This window comes from Ochrobactrum sp. Q0168 (assembly GCF_016427605.1).
GTDB lineage: Bacteria > Pseudomonadota > Alphaproteobacteria > Rhizobiales > Rhizobiaceae > Brucella.
This window is the reverse complement of the sequence record NZ_JAELXQ010000001.1, coordinates 301,135-317,223: the sequence shown is the minus strand read 5'-3', so window position 1 is coordinate 317,223 and position 16,089 is coordinate 301,135. Positions and strand designations below refer to the sequence as shown.

The following is a 16,089-nucleotide window of genomic DNA, read 5'->3' as shown; positions in this document are numbered from 1 at the left end:
ATGGAGGGGCAATTGGATAAGCAGAAAATAACCGAAATATTCTTACCCACACTTCATGAAGCATTGCAGCGAATGGATAATAATAATTTGAAGCTCGCTCACTATACCCGCTTTGAAAATGCGAAGCTGATAATCTCTGGACGAACAGTTTGGATGCGTAGCAGCGATAAAATGAATGATACTCGTGAAATAACACACGGTATCGAGGCAGTGGATTACGCGCTCGCCAAGCATAAGAATTTAACGAAAGAAACTTTAAGCCGATTTTACTCGGCATTGCCAGCGATATTGGAAAAAAGCTGGTTCGATTTAAGAAACCGCGTATTGCGCGATGTTTTTATTTCGTGTTTCTCCGAGCACTGGCCCCACGAGACGCCAATGGGCCGACTTTCAATGTGGCGCGAATACGGTAAGCCAGATGGAGTGGCGCTTGTTCTCAATGTCGAACCATTTCGACTAGAAACAAATGCTTTGAATGCCTATGCCAGCCCAGTTTACTACGGCGGTAAAAATGAGTTGGCGAACAAATATGAGGAAATTCTAATTAATATTTCGGATAATACGAGAGAGCTTAAGGCGTTTTCCAACCCTAGTGACATTCTACAATTAATGACTATGGCTATTTTGTTCGGCGCTTCCTGTCTTAAGCATTCCATATTCAAGGAGGAAGAAGAATGGAGGGTGCTGCATATGACCAATATACAAATGCCCACTTTGCTGAGAAAGCGTTTAGTGCCCAATACTAATGAAACTGTGTTTGAAATTCCTTTGGAGGACCATCCAGATAAAGGCCTTGTTGGTTTAACGCCGGATGCGATTCTCGCTAACGTTATTTTTGGACCTTCAAAACGCACTGACGAAAACATAACTGAAATGATTGATTTATTGCGACTACAAGGCGTAAGGGAGCCGCACTTGCGCATCTTGAAGTCTGAAATCCCATTGCGCGTTGATTAACTACATTGATAGAGAGCGAAAGCCCGCCAATTGGCGGGCTTCTATTATTCTAGACTATTTTTTTGCAGCCTTGTTAGGCGTAGTTGGTGTCGCTGGCGCTGGCGTACTAGTGCCAGCCCACGCAAGACCATTAATGAACGAGCTACACGCTTGCATCGGCCCGACGAGAATCACGGCACCCGTAAAATTGCCATTCACCCGGCTACGCGCCTTTTGAATATCCACTTCCGTTGCGCCAAGCTTCCGAGCTTGCGCTAGATTTTTTTCAGCGTCGGATCGCATAGCGACGGCAGAGCCGTAGCCGCCATACGCCGGGCACTGGACCGCTGCCACTTCCGCACCAGCATAACGGTTTAGATAGCGCTCCATTGGAGTGTAGTTCGTGGTGGCGCAGCCGACCAGAAACACGCTGCCAAGGGCAGCGAGCATAGAAAGTTTCATGATTGTCCCCATAACCCCATGAGTGTTTACGGGCGACAAGGAATAATAACGGGGTGCAACCGTCAAGCAGTGTGCGGGGGATAAAGCGCCGCAGTTATCCACAGGCCAAAGAACCCCAAACTTATGCCCGTCACAATGTCACAAAGCATAAATTTAGCGAATGCTAATAAAACATTAAAAACAACGCACTACAGACGTGACTCCAGAGAGTTTCGACAATTCGAGTCTCTCTGGGGGCACCAGTATTTTCTTCGTGAATTGAAATTTCAGTTTATTTTCAAATTTTTACAAAAATCAACTTCGGAAGCTTTTCTCACTTACATCCCAAATTGGATCATTGTTTCGACAGGTAGGCCGATTCGCCAATAGCGATGTGTGAGCCGCTACTGTCCGCTGGTTTCGCTATTCTTCTTCTTTTTATCTTCATCGTAATGAAACTTGATGGCGAAGAACATGGCGGTCCCTAAAACGAGAACCTTGAACGCTATCAAGACAACAGGAATCCATTCCATCTTTTCAATATTCCATTCTATTAGTGCATGCTCTCCAACCAGGAGGAGTGTGAGCTCAGCCCCTGCTCTAGCAGCATCAATTTTTGGTCTGATCGCGCTTTCATAGTCAGTCTTTGTTCGACAGTATATAATACCCAGTCTTAAAGCTCGATAGAAGAAAATTGCGGTCAGGCGAACTGGCTTAGTTCCCTTTGCCACCGCGATAGATATTCACGCCGAGTTCGCGGATTTTCTTGCGCAACGTATTGCGGTTGAGGCCAAGCAGGTCTGCTGCCTTGATCTGATTACCGCGCGTTGCCGTTAGGCATGCCAGAATCAGCGGATATTCAAGCTCAGCCAGCACACGGTGATAAAGTCCCGGCGGCGGCAGGTCGGCACCGAACGAAGCGAAATAACGCTGCATGTTCTGCTCGACCGCTTGCGAAATCGTGACGTTTTCCGCGTCGCCCGTCATCGCTGGAATCGTGTCTGGCTTCGACAGCTCCGCCTTCAGCTCCGTTTCGATGATTTCCGGCGAAATCTCTTCCTGCGGATAGAGCGCCGCCAGCCTGCGCACCAGATTTTCAAGCTCACGCACATTGCCTGGCCACGGATACCGGCGCATCATGTCTAGACCGGCATTGGTGATGCGTTTTTCCGGCAAACCCTCCTCGGCGGCACGCTTGAAGAAATGACGCACCAGATCGGGCACGTCCTCACTGCGTTCGCGCAGCGGTGGTAACCGCAATGGCACCACGTTCAGGCGGTAATAGAGATCTTCGCGGAACAGCCCCTGCGCGATCAACTGGCGCAAATCCTTGTTCGTCGCGGCCACAATGCGCACGTCGGTCTTGATCGGCGTACGCCCGCCGACGGTCATATATTCGCCTTGCTGCAACACGCGAAGCAGGCGCGTTTGCGCTTCCATCGGCATATCGCCGATTTCATCGAGGAAAAGCGTGCCGCCATTGGCCTGCTCGAAGCGCCCGCTCGAGCGATTCTGCGCGCCCGTAAAAGCGCCCTTCTCGTGACCGAACAGTTCCGACTCGATCAGATCGCGTGGAATGGCAGCCATATTAATCGCAACGAACGGTCCCTTGCGACGACGGCCATATTCATGCAGCGCGCGCGCGACCAGTTCCTTGCCGGTGCCAGATTCGCCCGTCACCATCATCGTCAGGTCGGTCTGCATCATACGCGCCAGAACGCGATAGATCTCTTGCATCGCAGGCGAGCGACCGACAAGCGGCATATTCTCGCCAGGCTCATCCTGACGGGTGGCAATGGGCTTATGCTTCGGTTCGGACAGAGCGCGACCGACAATATTGATCAGTTCCGTCAGGTCGAACGGTTTCGGCAGATATTCGTAAGCGCCCGCTTCGGAGGCGCGAATGGCCGTCATGAACGTGTTCTGAGCGCTCATCACCACAATCGGCAGATCAGGCCGCATTTTCTTGATGCGGGGCAGAAGGTCAAAAGCGTTTTCGTCCGGCATCATGACGTCGGTAATCACCAAATCGCCATCGCCAGCCGCCACCCAACGCCACAGCGAAGCGGCGTTCGATGTCACCCGCACATCATAACCGGCCCGAGAAAGCGCCTGATTGAGCACAGTGCGGATCGCCGCGTCGTCATCCGCCACCAATACGGTTCCCGTCGGGCGTCCTGCTATCATGCGTCGTCTCCGGTATAATCAGTCGTGAATTTGCTTGGCCGGGAAGCAACATCCGAGCTTTTCCAGGCAGGCATGAGAATGCGGAAAGTGGTGCGCGAGGGATGGCTGTCGCATTCGATGATGCCGCCATGATCGCCGATGATTTTCGCCACCAGTGCCAGTCCAAGGCCCGAACCGTTGGTCTTGGTCGTCACAAACGGATCGAAGAGATGCGGTAGCATATCCTGGGGCACGCCCGGTCCATTGTCGTGTACGCAAAATTCCAGCGGCAGCGCCACGCGGTCGCGCGCACCCGGCACCTGAAGGCGGATACCCGGGCGGTAAGCCGTCGAGAGAAGGATTTCGCCGTGATCGCGGTCCCCAATGGCTTCTGCGGCGTTCTTCACCAGATTGAGAAACACCTGCACCAGCTGGTCGCGATTGGCGAAAACCGGCGGCAAGGATGGATCGTAATCTTCCGAGAAGCGGATATGCCGGGCAAAGCCATTGCGGGCCACGGCTTTCACATGATCCAGCACCGCGTGAATATTCACCGCCGTGCGCTCGATGGGGCGCTCGTCGGAGAAAACCTCCATCCGGTCCACCAGTGATACGATGCGGTCCGTTTCATCGGTGATGAGCCGTGCCAGCGCGCGATCCTCGTCGCCAACCACCTGCTCTAGCAACTGGGCCGCACCCCGAATACCCGATAGCGGGTTCTTGATCTCATGCGCCAGCATCGAGGCAAGACCGGTCACCGAACGCGCCGCGCCGCGATGGGTCATCTGGCGGTCGATCTTTTCCGCCATGGTCTTTTCCTTGAACAGGATGACCACAGCGCCCGGCATTTCAACGACGGGCGCGACATAGAGATCGACAATGCGTTCCGCACCGAGACGCGGCGAGGAAATATCGACGCGATACTCATTGACCGGCATCTGGCTGGCGCGAACCTGATCGATAAGCGCCAGAAGCGGGCTGCCAAACGGCAGAAAACTTTCCAGCCGGTTGCGCGACAATATGGACGACCCTGAACGGAAGAACTGCTCACCGTCCAGATTGGCGTAGACAATGTGATTGTCTGGCCCAACCATGATGACCGGCTGGCTGATTGCATCCAGAATAACCGATGGGATGCTGCCTTTTTCATCTCTTTCGCGCATCAGGCGACCTTTCTGAACGCCGATTTCAACTCTGGCGCATCCGTCGTCCGCGCCGCGAATATCCGACGCAGCGCTTCAACAACCTTTGCGGGATCAGTCAGCGTCATCACTTCCGCCTTATCCGCAGAGGTCAAAGCCTCTCCGGCATGACGAGCCAGATACCAGCCAAGATGCTTGCGCGCATGGCGAATACCCGTTTTGCTACCATAATGGTCGAGCATATCTTCGTAATGCATTATAATATAATCGATAATCTCTGTTTCGGATTGCGCCGATGGTGAACTACCCGCAATCAAACCCGGCAGCCATGGCTGTCCATAGGCAGCGCGCCCGACCATCACCGCGTCGGCACCCGACCGGCGGCGAATTTCTTCCGCACCTTCACGCGACGACACGTCGCCATTGGCGACGAGCGGAATTTTCACCGCATCGCGCACAGCGCGAATAGCATCCCAGTCCGCATGACCCTCATAGAACTGGCAGCGTGTGCGGCCATGCACCGTCACCATGGCAATACCGGCATCCTCGGCCCGTTTGGCCAGTTCCGGTGCATTGATGCTGTTTTCGTCCCAGCCAAGCCGCATCTTCAGCGTGACCGGCACCTTGACGGCAGCCACCGTCGCCTCAACAAGTGTCATTGCATGATCCAGATCGCGCATCAGCGCCGATCCAGAATAGCCGCCGGTCACTTTCTTGGCCGGGCAACCCATATTGATATCGATGATATCAGCGCCCTCGCCCTCGGCAATCCTGGCCGCCTCGCCCATCCAATGCGCTTCACGCCCGGCAAGCTGAACCACATGCGTGCCCAAACCTTCGCCCGACAGGCGCAGCAGGCTTTCCTTGTGACGATTGCAGAGCTCCGCGCTGGCGACCATTTCCGAAACGACCATGCCCGCCCCGGCAGCGGCTGCGCGCTTGCGAAATGGCAGATCGGAAACGCCAGACATCGGCGCCAGAAAAACGCGATTCTTGAGCACCACGCCACGGATATCCAAGGGCTGATCGATAGAAGTCACCAACAAATGCCTATTTCATGTGCATGATGCATAACGCACACACTTTAATCAGTTCGTCTTTTGAACGCAAGGAAAAGCGCATAGATTGAGCGATAAATCAATTGCAGTCTGGCATTTGTCGATGCAAGGCATTATTCGGCTTCCAAGCGACCAACTTTGGCAAAGGCAAAGATCATTTCGAAAACAGCAGCGGTCATTGTGGCAGCCGGCCGGGGCGAACGGGCGGGGCAAAGCGTCGAAGGGCCGAAGCAATATCGGCGCATCGGCGGGGAAGCCGTGCTCGCACGGACGTTGCGCGCCTTTACCGACTGCGCAGTGGTCGACAAGATCGTGGTTGTCATCCACCCCGACGATCAGCTGCTTTATGAGCGCGCCATACCGGAAATCCACAAAGATGTGATCGTCGTCACCGGCGGCCCGACACGGCAGGAATCCACACGGCTAGGCCTTCTCGCCCTCAAAGACCACGCGCCCGATTATGTGATGATTCACGACGGTGTGCGCCCCTTCATCACGCAGGCGCTGCTCGAACGCATCGTCGGCAATCTGACGCCGGAAGAAGGCGTCCTTCCTGCGCTGGCCGTTTCAGACACGCTGAAACAATCGGCCATCGACGGAACAGTCAAAACCACTGTTCCCCGCGCCGGTTTGTTCGCAGCGCAAACCCCACAGACATTTCCCTATGCGCCTATACTCGACGCACATGAGAGAGCCTTCGCCATCCGTCGCACGGATTTCACCGACGATGCCGCCATCGCCGAATGGCAGGGCCTCGCCGTGCGCATCATCGAAGGCTCGGCCGACAATACAAAGCTTACCTGGGCAAAGGACATCGAAATGGCAGACAAGCGCCTGCGGCAAGACCATGCCGCCTTTCCGGATATTCGCACGGGCAATGGCTATGACGTACATTCCTTCGAACCGGGCGACCATGTCACGCTCTGCGGCGTGAAAATCCCGCATGAGGCAAAGCTCAACGGCCATTCCGATGCCGATGTGGCGCTTCACGCCCTCACCGACGCCCTGCTCGCCACGCGCGGCGCTGGCGATATTGGCACGCATTTCCCGCCTTCGGACCCGCAATGGAAGGGTGCAGCGTCGCGCATCTTCATCGAGCACGCGGCAAAGATCGTTCGTGAGGCTGGCGGACGCATTGCCAATGTCGATGTGACGCTGATCAGCGAAGCGCCGAAGGTCGGACCACATCGCGCTGCCATGACGGAAGCGCTCTGCGATATGCTGGGCATCGCCGCCGACCGGGTGTCCATCAAGGCCACGACCAACGAAAAGCTTGGCTTTGTCGGTCGCCGCGAAGGCATTGCCGCCATTGCGACAGCGACCGTCATTTATCCCGGCGAGGTGCCGGAATGAGCGAACTTATCGCCGAGAAAGAAGCAATCGCAGTGCTGGAGGCCTGCCGCAAGGCTGGCTTGATGATTGCGACCGCCGAATCCTGCACCGGAGGCCTGATTGCTGGCTCCTTGACCGACATCGCCGGTTCGTCCGATGTCGTGGATCGCGGCTTCGTCACCTATTCCAATGAAGCCAAGCACGACATGATCGGCGTACCGATGGAACTGATCAACCGCGTCGGCGCTGTCTCGAAGGAAGTGGCGATTGCCATGGCCGAAGGCGCGCTTAAGCATTCGCGCGCTGGCATCAGCATTGCAGTGACTGGTGTCGCTGGTCCCGGCGGCGGCTCGGATGAAAAACCCGTCGGGCTGGTTCATATTGCTTCCGCACGCAACGGCCACCCAACGCTGCATCGGGAATGCCGTTTCGGCCCGAAAAGCCGTGCGGACATTCGCCATGCGACGGTTCTTGCCGCGCTGGAACTGGTCCTGACAAATTTGCGCGAGGCATAACGCCAACGCATGTACTTTCCGCCCCGCCGCGCTATCCTCTGCTTATCGGTTCAAGATGAGGAGCATAGGCAATGCGTTTCAAAGGCAAAGTGGCCATCGTAACTGGCGGGGCTAGCGGCATTGGGGAAGCGACGGTCCTGGCTTTTGTACGTGAAGGGGCCAATGTCGTCATTGCCGATTATGCCGATCACGGCCAGCAATTGGCCGATGAGCTTGCCGGCGAACACCAGCAGGCCATTTTCATCAAGACCGATGTAACAAAAACCAAAGCTGTTCAGGAGCTTATTGCCCGCACGGTTGAAAATTATGGCCGTCTCGATATCATGTTCGCCAATGCGGGTATTGCGGCGGACGGCCCCATCGACGAGCTTGACGAAAGCGCCTGGCAGAAGACCATCGATATCAATCTGACCGGCGTTTATCTCTGCGATAAATACGCAATCGACCAGATGCGCTCGCAAGGCGGTGGCGTCATCGTCAATTGCGGATCGATCCACAGCCATGTTGGCAAATCAGGCGTGACGGCCTATGCAGCGGCAAAAGGCGGCGTGAAGCTTCTCACGCAGACGCTGGCTATCGATTATGGCGCGCAGAATATCCGTGTGAACGCCGTCTGCCCGGGCTATATCGATACGCCACTATTGAAAGACATTCCGGACGAGGGGAAACAAGCGCTGATCGCCCTGCACCCGATGGGCCGCCTTGGCCGCGCCGAAGAAGTGGCAAGCGCGGTGCTGTTCCTCGCAAGCGACGAGGCTTCATTCATCACCGGATCGTCATTGATGGTGGATGGTGGGTATACGGCGCAGTAAAACCCCGTTTAATTACAGACCGTAGATCTGGTCGGCGCGCTTTTCGAAGGCTTCCGAGAATTTCTTGAAGGCCAGGTCGAACATCGTGCCCATCAGCAGGCCAAGTGTGCGGCTCTTGAATTCATAGTCGATGAAAAACTCGACGTCGCAATAGGCTTCGTCCTCGACGGATTTAAACGTCCAGCGATTATCGAGATAGCGGAACGGGCCGTCGAGATATTTGACGTCGATGACATTCTCGTCCGGCTTCAGCAGCACCTGGCTGGTGAAGGTCTCGCGGATCAGCTTGTAACCAACCGTCATGTCGGCAATCAGCAACGCCTTGCCGTCGCGCTCCTTACGGGAGCGGATCGACAAGGCTTCGCACATCGGTAGAAATTCCGGATATTTCTCGACATCCGCAACGAGCGCGAACATCTGATCGGCCCGGTGATGCACCCGTCTGACGGTCGTAAATTGCGGCATGTCGTGTTATGCCCGGTTCGCAATCTGCGCTTCGCGGGCGGCTTTGAGCTTTGCAAAATCGTCGCCAGCGTGATGCGAAGAACGCGTCAGCGGGCTGGAGGCGACCAACAGAAAGCCCTTGGTCTTGCCGATGGTTTCGAACGACTTGAATTCGTCCGGCGTCACGAAACGGATGACCGGATGGTGCTTGCGGGTCGGCTGCAGATACTGGCCGATGGTCATGAAATCAACGTCAGCCGAACGAAGGTCGTCCATCAGCTGCAAGATTTCATTCCGCTCTTCACCGAGGCCAACCATAATGCCGGACTTGGTGAAAATAGTCGGATCGAGTTCCTTGACGCGCTGCAACAGGCGGATCGAATGGAAATAACGCGCGCCGGGGCGAACCTTAAGGTAACGCGACGGCACTGTTTCCAGATTGTGGTTGAACACGTCCGGGCGAGCCTTGACGACGATTTCCAGAGCGCCTTCCTTGCGCAGGAAGTCCGGTGTCAGAATTTCGATGGTGGTGGCAGGCGTTGCAGCACGTATGGCGCGAATGACCTCGGCGAAATGCTGCGCGCCGCCATCGGCCAGATCGTCGCGATCGACCGAGGTGATGACCACATGGGTCAGGCCCATCTGCTTGACGGCCTTGGCGACATTTTCCGGTTCATTTGGATCAAGCGGCGTCGGAATACCGGTCGAAACATTGCAGAACGCGCAGGCGCGTGTGCAGATTTCGCCCATGATCATGAAAGTGGCGTGCTTCTTTTCCCAGCACTCGCCGATATTCGGGCAGCCAGCTTCTTCACAGACGGTCACGAGCTTGTTGGAACGCACGATTTCGCGCGTTTCGCTATAGCCGCGCGAGACTGGAGCCTTGACGCGAATCCAGTCGGGCTTTTTCAGGACTTCATTATCCGGGCGGTGCGCCTTTTCCGGGTGCCGCAGACGTCCGCTCTGGTTGACCGTATTGAGAACTGTAACCATGCTGTTTCCTGCCTATCCGGAGCATTTCCCCAAAGGGAGATAAAATGCTCCTTAATTCGGTCCGGTCCTAAGCCCTGACCACAGACCTGTCAACTTGGACCATTTGCTACTCATCGCCGCGCAGCCAGCCCGAGCGCCCTGAAAACCAGAGCCCATATGAGCCCGAAGACCAGACCGCCGACGCCAAGCGCCAAAGTCAGCGTCCAGACGCCATACCAGCCCAGGAGCGCCATTCCGTTGACCGATATGGTGTTACCCCCGAACATACTCAAGACGCCGGCTAAAAATCCAAGCGTCAGACCGATGACGGTACACCATTTTATGATCGGCCAGGCGGCACGCCGCCATGGCCCTCCATTTTCGATCAGCGGAATAGGCGTCTCCTATTTGCTTTAAGCGTTCAGCACACGTCCATATGCGTCAAGCACGCTTTCCTTCATCATCTCCGAAAGGGTCGGATGCGGGAAGACCGAATGCATCAGCTCTTCTTCGGTGGTCTCAAGGTTCATGGCAATCACGAAACCCTGAATGAGTTCGGTGACTTCCGCGCCAACCATATGCGCACCGAGAAGCTGGCCGGTCTTCTTGTCGAAGATCGTCTTGACCAGACCCTGATCCTCGCCGAGAGCAATCGCCTTGCCGTTGGCCGAGAAGGAATAGCGACCGACACGAATGTCGAAACCCTGCTCCTTGGCCTTGGCTTCCGTCAAGCCGACCGAGGCAACCTGCGGATTGCAATAGGTGCAGCCCGGGATCTTGCCCTTGTCGAGCGAATGCACATTCGGAACGCCTGCAATCTTTTCGACGCAGATCGTGCCTTCATGCTCGGCCTTGTGCGCCAGCATCGGCGGACCGGCAACGTCGCCGATGGCATAGATACCTTCGACATTGGTCTTACCATAGCCGTCAATGACAATGCAGCCACGATCCGTCTTCACGCCGAGCGCTTCAAGGCCGAGATTCTCGATATTCCCCTGAACACCAACAGCCGAAATCATCCGGTCGACAGTCAGCTTCTGCACCTTGCCGTCCTTGGTTTCGATGGAGGCCGTAACGTTGTTGGCGCCCTTCTCCACTTTCGTAACCTTGGCATCGGTGATGATCTTGAGGCCGCGCTTTTCAAGCTGCTTGCGGGCGATGGCGGAGATTTCCGCATCTTCCACCGGCATGATCTGCGGCATCACTTCCACAACCGTCACATCAACGCCCATGTCGTGATAGAACGACGCGAATTCGATGCCGATTGCGCCCGACCCCATGACCAGCATCGACTTTGGCAGGTCCTGCGGCACCATGGCTTCGAAATAGGTCCAGATCAGCTTGCCGTCCGGCTCGATGCCGGGCAGCGCACGCGGACGCGCGCCGGTCGCGACGATGATGTGCTTGGCCTTGTAACTGCCCTCGCCCAGCACGCCCTTCGGCACCGGGTTCTGCGGCTGCATCGGCTGCTTCGATGTCTTGCCGACCGTGATTTCGGCGGGATTGGAACCGGAAGCGCCCTTGACGAGCTTGGCTTCGCCCCAGATCACGTCGATCTTGTTCTTCTTCATGAGGAAGGCGACGCCGCCGTTAAGACGCGCCGAAACGCCGCGCGAACGCTGCACGACAGCTTTCACGTCAGGCGTGATGGTGCCTTCCAGCTTCAGACCGTAATCCTTGGCATGTTCACCAAAATGCAGGATTTCGGCGGAACGCAACAGCGCCTTGGTCGGAATGCAGCCCCAGTTGAGGCAGATGCCGCCCAGATGCTCGCGCTCGACGATTGCCGTCTTGAGGCCCAGCTGCGCAGCACGGATCGCCGTGACGTAGCCGCCCGGTCCCGATCCAATAACAATAACGTCGTAAATGTCGGCCATAGTTCTTGCCCTTATTCCTGAAAGCGGAAAGGCCGCACCCATCTATAAAGACAGGCGCGGCTTCAATTCCATCAGACCAGCATGCCCATCGGGTTTTCGATGTGGCGCTTGAAGGCCTGCGCCAGTTCGGCGGCAAGAGCGCCATCGACTGCGCGGTGGTCGGTGGAAAGCGTGACCGACATCACAGTCGCCACTTTCATCTCGCCTTTCTTCACCACGACGCGTTCTTCACCGGCGCCGATTGCGAAAATGGTCGCATGCGGCGGGTTGATGATGGCGGCAAAATCCTTGACGCCGAACATGCCGAGGTTGGAAACAGAGGTCGAACCACCCTGATATTCCTCAGGCTTCAATTTGCGATCACGCGCGCGCTTGGCCAGATCTTTCATCTCGTTGGAGATAGAGGACAGCGTCTTGTTTTCCGCGTGGCGGACGATTGGCGTAATCAGGCCGCCCGGGATGGAAACGGCAACGCCGACATCCGAACGCTTGTGCTTGATCATGCCGCCTTCGGTCCAGGAGACATTGGCTTCGGGGATATCGCGAAGCGCCAGGGCGGTGGCCTTGATGATCATGTCGTTGACAGAGAGCTTGTAGGCCGGAACTTCGCCCTTCTCTGTCTTGATCATTGGCGAAGCCGCATTGATCTGTGCGCGAAGCGCCAGAAGCGCATCAAGTTCGCAATCGATCGTCAGGTAGAAATGCGGAACAGTCTGCTTCGATTCCACCAGACGACGAGCAATGGTCTTGCGCATGCCGTCATGCGGCACGATCTCGTAAGAACCTTCCTCGAACAGCTTCAAAACGGCATCGTCCGACATCGGCTTGACAGGCTGAGCAGCACCGGCAGCAGCCTGCGGTGCAGCGGCAGCTTTCGCGCCGCCCGACTGAATAGCCGATTCCACATCGCGCTGAACGACGCGGCCATGCGGGCCGGTGCCCTTGACGGCGGCGATGTCGACGCCGGCGTCCTTGGCAATGCGGCGTGCAAGCGGAGAAGCAAAAACGCGTTCGCCCTTCGCAGGCGCCTGTGCGGGAGCAGCAGCTACCGGAGCAGGCGCTGCAGCAGGTGCAGCGTCCTTCTTGGCTTCGGCCTTGGGCTCTTCCTTCGGAGCATCGGCCTTTGCTTCCGCCTTGGAAGCGGCAGCGCCGCCGCCCTTGGCAGCTTCGGCAACGTCTTCACCGTCAGCGGCCAGAATGGCGATCAGCGCATTGACCTTGACGCCTTCCGTGCCAGCTGGAACAACCAGCTTGGCAACGGTGCCTTCGTCAACAGCCTCGACTTCCATCGTGGCCTTGTCGGTTTCGATCTCGGCAATCACATCGCCGGAGGAAACCTTGTCGCCTTCCTTGACCAGCCATTTCGACAGGTTGCCTTCTTCCATCGTGGGAGAAAGCGCTGGCATGGTGATATTGATCGGCATGTCCAGACCCTTTCGTTAAGCGGAGTAGGTCACGGCTTTCACCGCTTCCACGACTTCGGCCACATTCGGCAGCGCCAGCTTTTCGAGATTTGCGGCGTAAGGCATCGGAACGTCCTTGCCTGCAATGGTCAGGATCGGCGCATCGAGATAATCGAAAGCCTGCTGCATCACGCGTGTAGCGATTTCCGTGCCGACTGACGACTGCGGGAAGCCTTCTTCCACCGTCACGAGGCGGCCGGTCTTCTTGACCGATTCCACGACGGTCGGAATGTCCATCGGGCGGATGGTGCGCAGATCGATGACTTCAACGTCAATGCCCTGTGCAGCCAGTTCTTCCGCAGCCTTGACCGCATAGGTCATGCCGATACCGAACGAAACCAGCGTCGCGTCCTTGCCCTGCTTGTGAATACGAGCCTTACCAATCGGCAGAACGAAATCATCAAGCTTCGGCACATCGAAATGATGACCGTAGAGAATTTCGTTTTCGAGGAAGATAACCGGGTTCGGATCGCGGATGGCGGCCTTGAGCAAGCCCTTCGCATCGGCAGCCGTGTAAGGCATGACGACCTTGAGGCCCGGAATATGGCTGTACCAGGCGGCATAGCACTGCGAATGCTGGGCTGCGACGCGCGCGGCGGCACCCGAAGGACCGCGGAACACCATCGGAGCGCCCATCTGGCCACCCGACATGTAGAGGGTCTTTGCAGCCGAATTCACGATCTGGTCAATCGCCTGCATGGCGAAATTGAAGGTCATGAATTCAACAATCGGCTTCAGACCGGCCATTGCAGCGCCAACGCCCACACCGGCAAAACCATGCTCGGTGATCGGCGTATCGACCACGCGGCGCGCGCCGAATTCATCGAGAAGACCTTGTGTGATCTTGTAGGCACCTTGATATTCAGCAACTTCTTCACCCATGATGAAGACGTTCTCGTCACGGCGCATTTCTTCGGCCATAGCGTCGCGCAGCGCTTCACGCACCGTCATCGAAACCATTTCCGTGCCAGCCGGAATATCCGGATCGGACGCGACTTCAACCTTCGGCGCAGCCGGAACGCTGGCAGCAGGCTTGTCTTCAGCCTTCGGCGCGTCCTTCACTTCTTCCTTGGCTTCCTGCTTCGGGGCCTCAGCCTTGGCAGCCGGAGCCGAACCGATATCGGAAGCGCTTTCGCCATCGCCGAGCAGCACGGCGATCGGCGTATTGACCTTTACGCCTTCCGTGCCTTCAGCGATCAGGATCTTGCCGATGACGCCTTCATCGACGGCTTCGACTTCCATCGTCGCCTTGTCGGTTTCGATCTCGGCAATCACATCACCGGACGTAACCTTGTCGCCTTCCTTTTTCACCCATTTGGAAAGCGTGCCTTCTTCCATGGTCGGAGAAAGGGCGGGCATGAGAATTTCTACGGGCATGACAACACCTTTCCCGAATTAGAGCAGAATATCCGTGTAGAGCTCGGAAACATCCGGCTCCGGATCGTTTTGAGCGAAATCGGCCGAATCAGCGACGATGTCGCGGACTTCCTTGTCGATTTCCTTCAGCTCTTCTTCGGTTGCCCAGCCCTTGTCGATCAGGCGCTGTTTGACCTGTTCGATCGGATCATGCTCGGAACGCATCTTCTGCACTTCGTCCTTCGAGCGATATTTCGCAGGATCGGACATGGAGTGACCGCGATAGCGATAGGTTTCCATTTCGAGAATCAAAGGACCCTTGCCGGAACGCGCCCAATCAGCAGCGAACTTGGCGGCAGCGGCGACGGCCCGAACGTCCATGCCGTCAACCTTGATGCCCGGAAGATTGAACGAAACGCCGCGCTTGGAGAAATCGGTTTCAGCGGAAGAACGCGATACCGAGGTGCCCATAGCGTAACGGTTGTTTTCGATGACGTAGATCACCGGCAACTTCCACAGCGAGGCCATGTTGAAGCTTTCATAGACCTGGCCCTGATTGGCAGCGCCGTCGCCGAAATAGGTGACCGACAGATTGTCGTTGCCGCGATACTTGTTCGCAAAGGCAAGACCGGTGCCGAGCGGACCCTGAGCGCCGACGAGGCCGTGACCGCCGTAGAAGCCTTTCTCCTTGGAGAACATATGCATGGAGCCGCCCTTGCCCTTGGAGTAGCCTCCACGGCGTCCGGTCAGCTCGGCCATGACGCCGCGCGCTTCCATGCCTGTTGCCAGCATGTGACCATGGTCGCGATAGGACGTGATGATCTGATCACCTTCCTTCAGCGCGGTCTGCATACCGACGACGACAGCTTCCTGTCCGATATAGAGATGGCAGAAGCCACCAATGAAGCCCATGCCATAAAGCTGGCCGGCTTTTTCTTCGAAACGCCGGATCATCAGCATCTCGCGATAGGCGTGCAGCTCCTGCTCTTTGGTAAATTCAACAGGCGCAGGTGCCTTGGGTGTAGTGACGGAAGACGTCTGCGTTTTGCCAGCAGGCGCCCTTTTAGCCCTCGGTGCCATATCTCGCTCCCTAAGATTGTCGTTATATTGTGACGTTATACGGGCATATTACAAGATACAATATGCACCCAGAGCATAGCTGCTATGCTACCAAGCCCTTAAAAACATATCACAAAAAGACAATTAACCGGAATTCAGTTAATTCGATCTATCTTCCCGAGAAGTGATAATTGTCACTTCATCGGGATGGGAGAGATTAAGCGCCCTGCGAGCCTGCTCGTCAAGCATATCCTTTTCAATGGATCCGTCACGCAGAAGCGCAACGCGCTTTTCGAGCGCGGCACGCTCCCCGCTGATTTTTTCGAGCTGCTTTGTGAGGGTCGCTTTTTGCTCTTCAAGCTGGATACGGGCATACAGGCCGAATTCGCCGTGATAGGCGTGGAAGCCGAAATAGCTGAGAAACGCAGCCGTCAGGATGGGTAAAATAAAGCGCCCACGGATCGATTTACGTTTCTGCTTGGTCCACATTGCGGCTTCCTTCCCGGATGTTTTTCG

At 56.3% G+C, this 16,089-nt stretch carries 17 protein-coding genes; 4 read left to right on the top strand and 13 right to left on the bottom strand.

What is annotated here, in order from left to right; genetic code table 11:
• Window positions 1-12: 12 nt before the first annotated feature.
• The gene (locus JAU75_RS01545) at window positions 13-957 is read left to right on the top strand and encodes a DUF2971 domain-containing protein (RefSeq protein WP_199054015.1); all 945 of its coding nucleotides are present in this window, start codon (window positions 13-15) and stop codon (window positions 955-957) included.
• Window positions 958-1,011: 54 nt separating this feature from the next.
• Here JAU75_RS01545 and JAU75_RS01540 read toward each other — a convergent pair whose 3' ends face one another.
• The 5 genes from JAU75_RS01540 to dusB all read right to left on the bottom strand — a co-directional run bounded on the left by JAU75_RS01540 (window position 1,012) and on the right by dusB (window position 5,725).
• Window positions 1,012-1,398, bottom strand: a complete 387-nt coding sequence (locus tag JAU75_RS01540) for a hypothetical protein (protein WP_199054013.1) — start codon at window positions 1,396-1,398, stop codon at window positions 1,012-1,014.
• Window positions 1,399-1,781: 383 nt separating this feature from the next.
• Window positions 1,782-2,108 (bottom strand): hypothetical protein, encoded by a 327-nt coding sequence (locus JAU75_RS01535; protein ID WP_199054952.1) that lies wholly within the window; start codon window positions 2,106-2,108, stop codon window positions 1,782-1,784.
• A complete protein-coding gene (ntrC, locus tag JAU75_RS01530) occupies window positions 2,092-3,564 on the bottom strand; it encodes a nitrogen regulation protein NR(I) (protein ID WP_199054010.1) in 1,473 nt (490 codons plus the stop codon). Before ntrC ends, JAU75_RS01535 begins: the two co-directional genes overlap by 17 nt.
• Window positions 3,561-4,706, bottom strand: a complete 1,146-nt coding sequence (locus JAU75_RS01525) for a nitrogen regulation protein NR(II) (protein ID WP_199054008.1) — start codon at window positions 4,704-4,706, stop codon at window positions 3,561-3,563. Before JAU75_RS01525 ends, ntrC begins: the two co-directional genes overlap by 4 nt.
• Entirely contained in the window at window positions 4,706-5,725 is a 1,020-nt protein-coding gene (gene dusB, locus JAU75_RS01520; RefSeq protein ID WP_199054006.1) for a tRNA dihydrouridine synthase DusB, read from the bottom strand. Before dusB ends, JAU75_RS01525 begins: the two co-directional genes overlap by 1 nt.
• A gap of 156 nt (window positions 5,726-5,881) precedes the next feature.
• On the opposite strand from dusB, the gene JAU75_RS01515 reads away from it, so the two are divergent.
• The 3 genes from JAU75_RS01515 (at window position 5,882) to JAU75_RS01505 (ending at window position 8,402) form a co-directional block, all read left to right on the top strand.
• Window positions 5,882-7,096, top strand: coding sequence for a bifunctional 2-C-methyl-D-erythritol 4-phosphate cytidylyltransferase/2-C-methyl-D-erythritol 2,4-cyclodiphosphate synthase (locus tag JAU75_RS01515; RefSeq protein WP_199054004.1), 1,215 nt, complete (start codon window positions 5,882-5,884; stop codon window positions 7,094-7,096).
• A complete protein-coding gene (locus JAU75_RS01510) occupies window positions 7,093-7,590 on the top strand; it encodes a CinA family protein (RefSeq protein WP_199054002.1) in 498 nt (165 codons plus the stop codon). The genes JAU75_RS01515 and JAU75_RS01510 overlap by 4 nt, the downstream gene beginning before the upstream one ends.
• 71 nt (window positions 7,591-7,661) lie before the next feature.
• Window positions 7,662-8,402, top strand: coding sequence for a glucose 1-dehydrogenase (locus JAU75_RS01505; protein WP_199054000.1), 741 nt, complete (start codon window positions 7,662-7,664; stop codon window positions 8,400-8,402).
• A 12-nt stretch (window positions 8,403-8,414) separates the two neighbouring features.
• On the opposite strand, the gene JAU75_RS01500 is transcribed toward JAU75_RS01505, so the two are convergent.
• From JAU75_RS01500 to JAU75_RS01465, 8 genes are all read right to left on the bottom strand, one after another.
• Window positions 8,415-8,867: a type II toxin-antitoxin system RatA family toxin gene (locus JAU75_RS01500; protein WP_199053998.1), complete on the bottom strand. Its 453-nt coding sequence runs from the start codon at window positions 8,865-8,867 to the stop codon at window positions 8,415-8,417.
• Window positions 8,868-8,873: 6 nt separating this feature from the next.
• The gene (gene lipA, locus JAU75_RS01495; RefSeq protein WP_199053996.1) at window positions 8,874-9,839 is read right to left on the bottom strand and encodes a lipoyl synthase; all 966 of its coding nucleotides are present in this window, start codon (window positions 9,837-9,839) and stop codon (window positions 8,874-8,876) included.
• 110 nt (window positions 9,840-9,949) lie between these two features.
• On the bottom strand, window positions 9,950-10,105 hold the full coding sequence (locus JAU75_RS01490) for a hypothetical protein (RefSeq protein WP_199053994.1): 156 nt from the start codon (window positions 10,103-10,105) through the stop codon (window positions 9,950-9,952).
• Between the two features lie 126 nt (window positions 10,106-10,231).
• Window positions 10,232-11,695 (bottom strand): dihydrolipoyl dehydrogenase, encoded by a 1,464-nt coding sequence (lpdA, locus tag JAU75_RS01485; RefSeq protein ID WP_199053992.1) that lies wholly within the window; start codon window positions 11,693-11,695, stop codon window positions 10,232-10,234.
• Window positions 11,696-11,766: 71 nt separating this feature from the next.
• Window positions 11,767-13,101: a pyruvate dehydrogenase complex dihydrolipoamide acetyltransferase gene (locus tag JAU75_RS01480; protein ID WP_371836110.1), complete on the bottom strand. Its 1,335-nt coding sequence runs from the start codon at window positions 13,099-13,101 to the stop codon at window positions 11,767-11,769.
• A gap of 33 nt (window positions 13,102-13,134) precedes the next feature.
• On the bottom strand, window positions 13,135-14,535 hold the full coding sequence (locus tag JAU75_RS01475; RefSeq protein ID WP_199053988.1) for a pyruvate dehydrogenase complex E1 component subunit beta: 1,401 nt from the start codon (window positions 14,533-14,535) through the stop codon (window positions 13,135-13,137).
• Between the two features lie 18 nt (window positions 14,536-14,553).
• Window positions 14,554-15,594, bottom strand: a complete 1,041-nt coding sequence (gene pdhA / locus JAU75_RS01470; protein WP_199053987.1) for a pyruvate dehydrogenase (acetyl-transferring) E1 component subunit alpha — start codon at window positions 15,592-15,594, stop codon at window positions 14,554-14,556.
• A 138-nt stretch (window positions 15,595-15,732) separates the two neighbouring features.
• A complete protein-coding gene (locus JAU75_RS01465) occupies window positions 15,733-16,062 on the bottom strand; it encodes a septum formation initiator family protein (RefSeq protein ID WP_199053986.1) in 330 nt (109 codons plus the stop codon).
• Window positions 16,063-16,089 lie beyond the last annotated feature (27 nt).

What these genes read in the sequence shown, in the direction of transcription:
- JAU75_RS01510 (WP_199054002.1), top strand. Translation starts at nt 7,093, where the DNA reads ATGAGCGAACTTATCGCCGAGAAAGAAGCAATCGCAGTGCTGGAGGCC.
- JAU75_RS01505 (WP_199054000.1), top strand. Translation starts at nt 7,662, where the DNA reads ATGCGTTTCAAAGGCAAAGTGGCCATCGTAACTGGCGGGGCTAGCGGC.
- JAU75_RS01490 (WP_199053994.1), bottom strand. Translation starts at nt 10,105, where the DNA reads ATGTTCGGGGGTAACACCATATCGGTCAACGGAATGGCGCTCCTGGGC.
- JAU75_RS01540 (WP_199054013.1), bottom strand. Translation starts at nt 1,398, where the DNA reads ATGAAACTTTCTATGCTCGCTGCCCTTGGCAGCGTGTTTCTGGTCGGC.
- JAU75_RS01465 (WP_199053986.1), bottom strand. Translation starts at nt 16,062, where the DNA reads ATGTGGACCAAGCAGAAACGTAAATCGATCCGTGGGCGCTTTATTTTA.
- JAU75_RS01475 (WP_199053988.1), bottom strand. Translation starts at nt 14,535, where the DNA reads ATGCCCGTAGAAATTCTCATGCCCGCCCTTTCTCCGACCATGGAAGAA.
- JAU75_RS01525 (WP_199054008.1), bottom strand. Translation starts at nt 4,706, where the DNA reads ATGCGCGAAAGAGATGAAAAAGGCAGCATCCCATCGGTTATTCTGGAT.
- JAU75_RS01480 (WP_371836110.1), bottom strand. Translation starts at nt 13,101, where the DNA reads ATGCCAGCGCTTTCTCCCACGATGGAAGAAGGCAACCTGTCGAAATGG.
- lpdA (WP_199053992.1), bottom strand. Translation starts at nt 11,695, where the DNA reads ATGGCCGACATTTACGACGTTATTGTTATTGGATCGGGACCGGGCGGC.
- lipA (WP_199053996.1), bottom strand. Translation starts at nt 9,839, where the DNA reads ATGGTTACAGTTCTCAATACGGTCAACCAGAGCGGACGTCTGCGGCAC.
- pdhA (WP_199053987.1), bottom strand. Translation starts at nt 15,594, where the DNA reads ATGGCACCGAGGGCTAAAAGGGCGCCTGCTGGCAAAACGCAGACGTCT.
- ntrC (WP_199054010.1), bottom strand. Translation starts at nt 3,564, where the DNA reads ATGATAGCAGGACGCCCGACGGGAACCGTATTGGTGGCGGATGACGAC.
- JAU75_RS01500 (WP_199053998.1), bottom strand. Translation starts at nt 8,867, where the DNA reads ATGCCGCAATTTACGACCGTCAGACGGGTGCATCACCGGGCCGATCAG.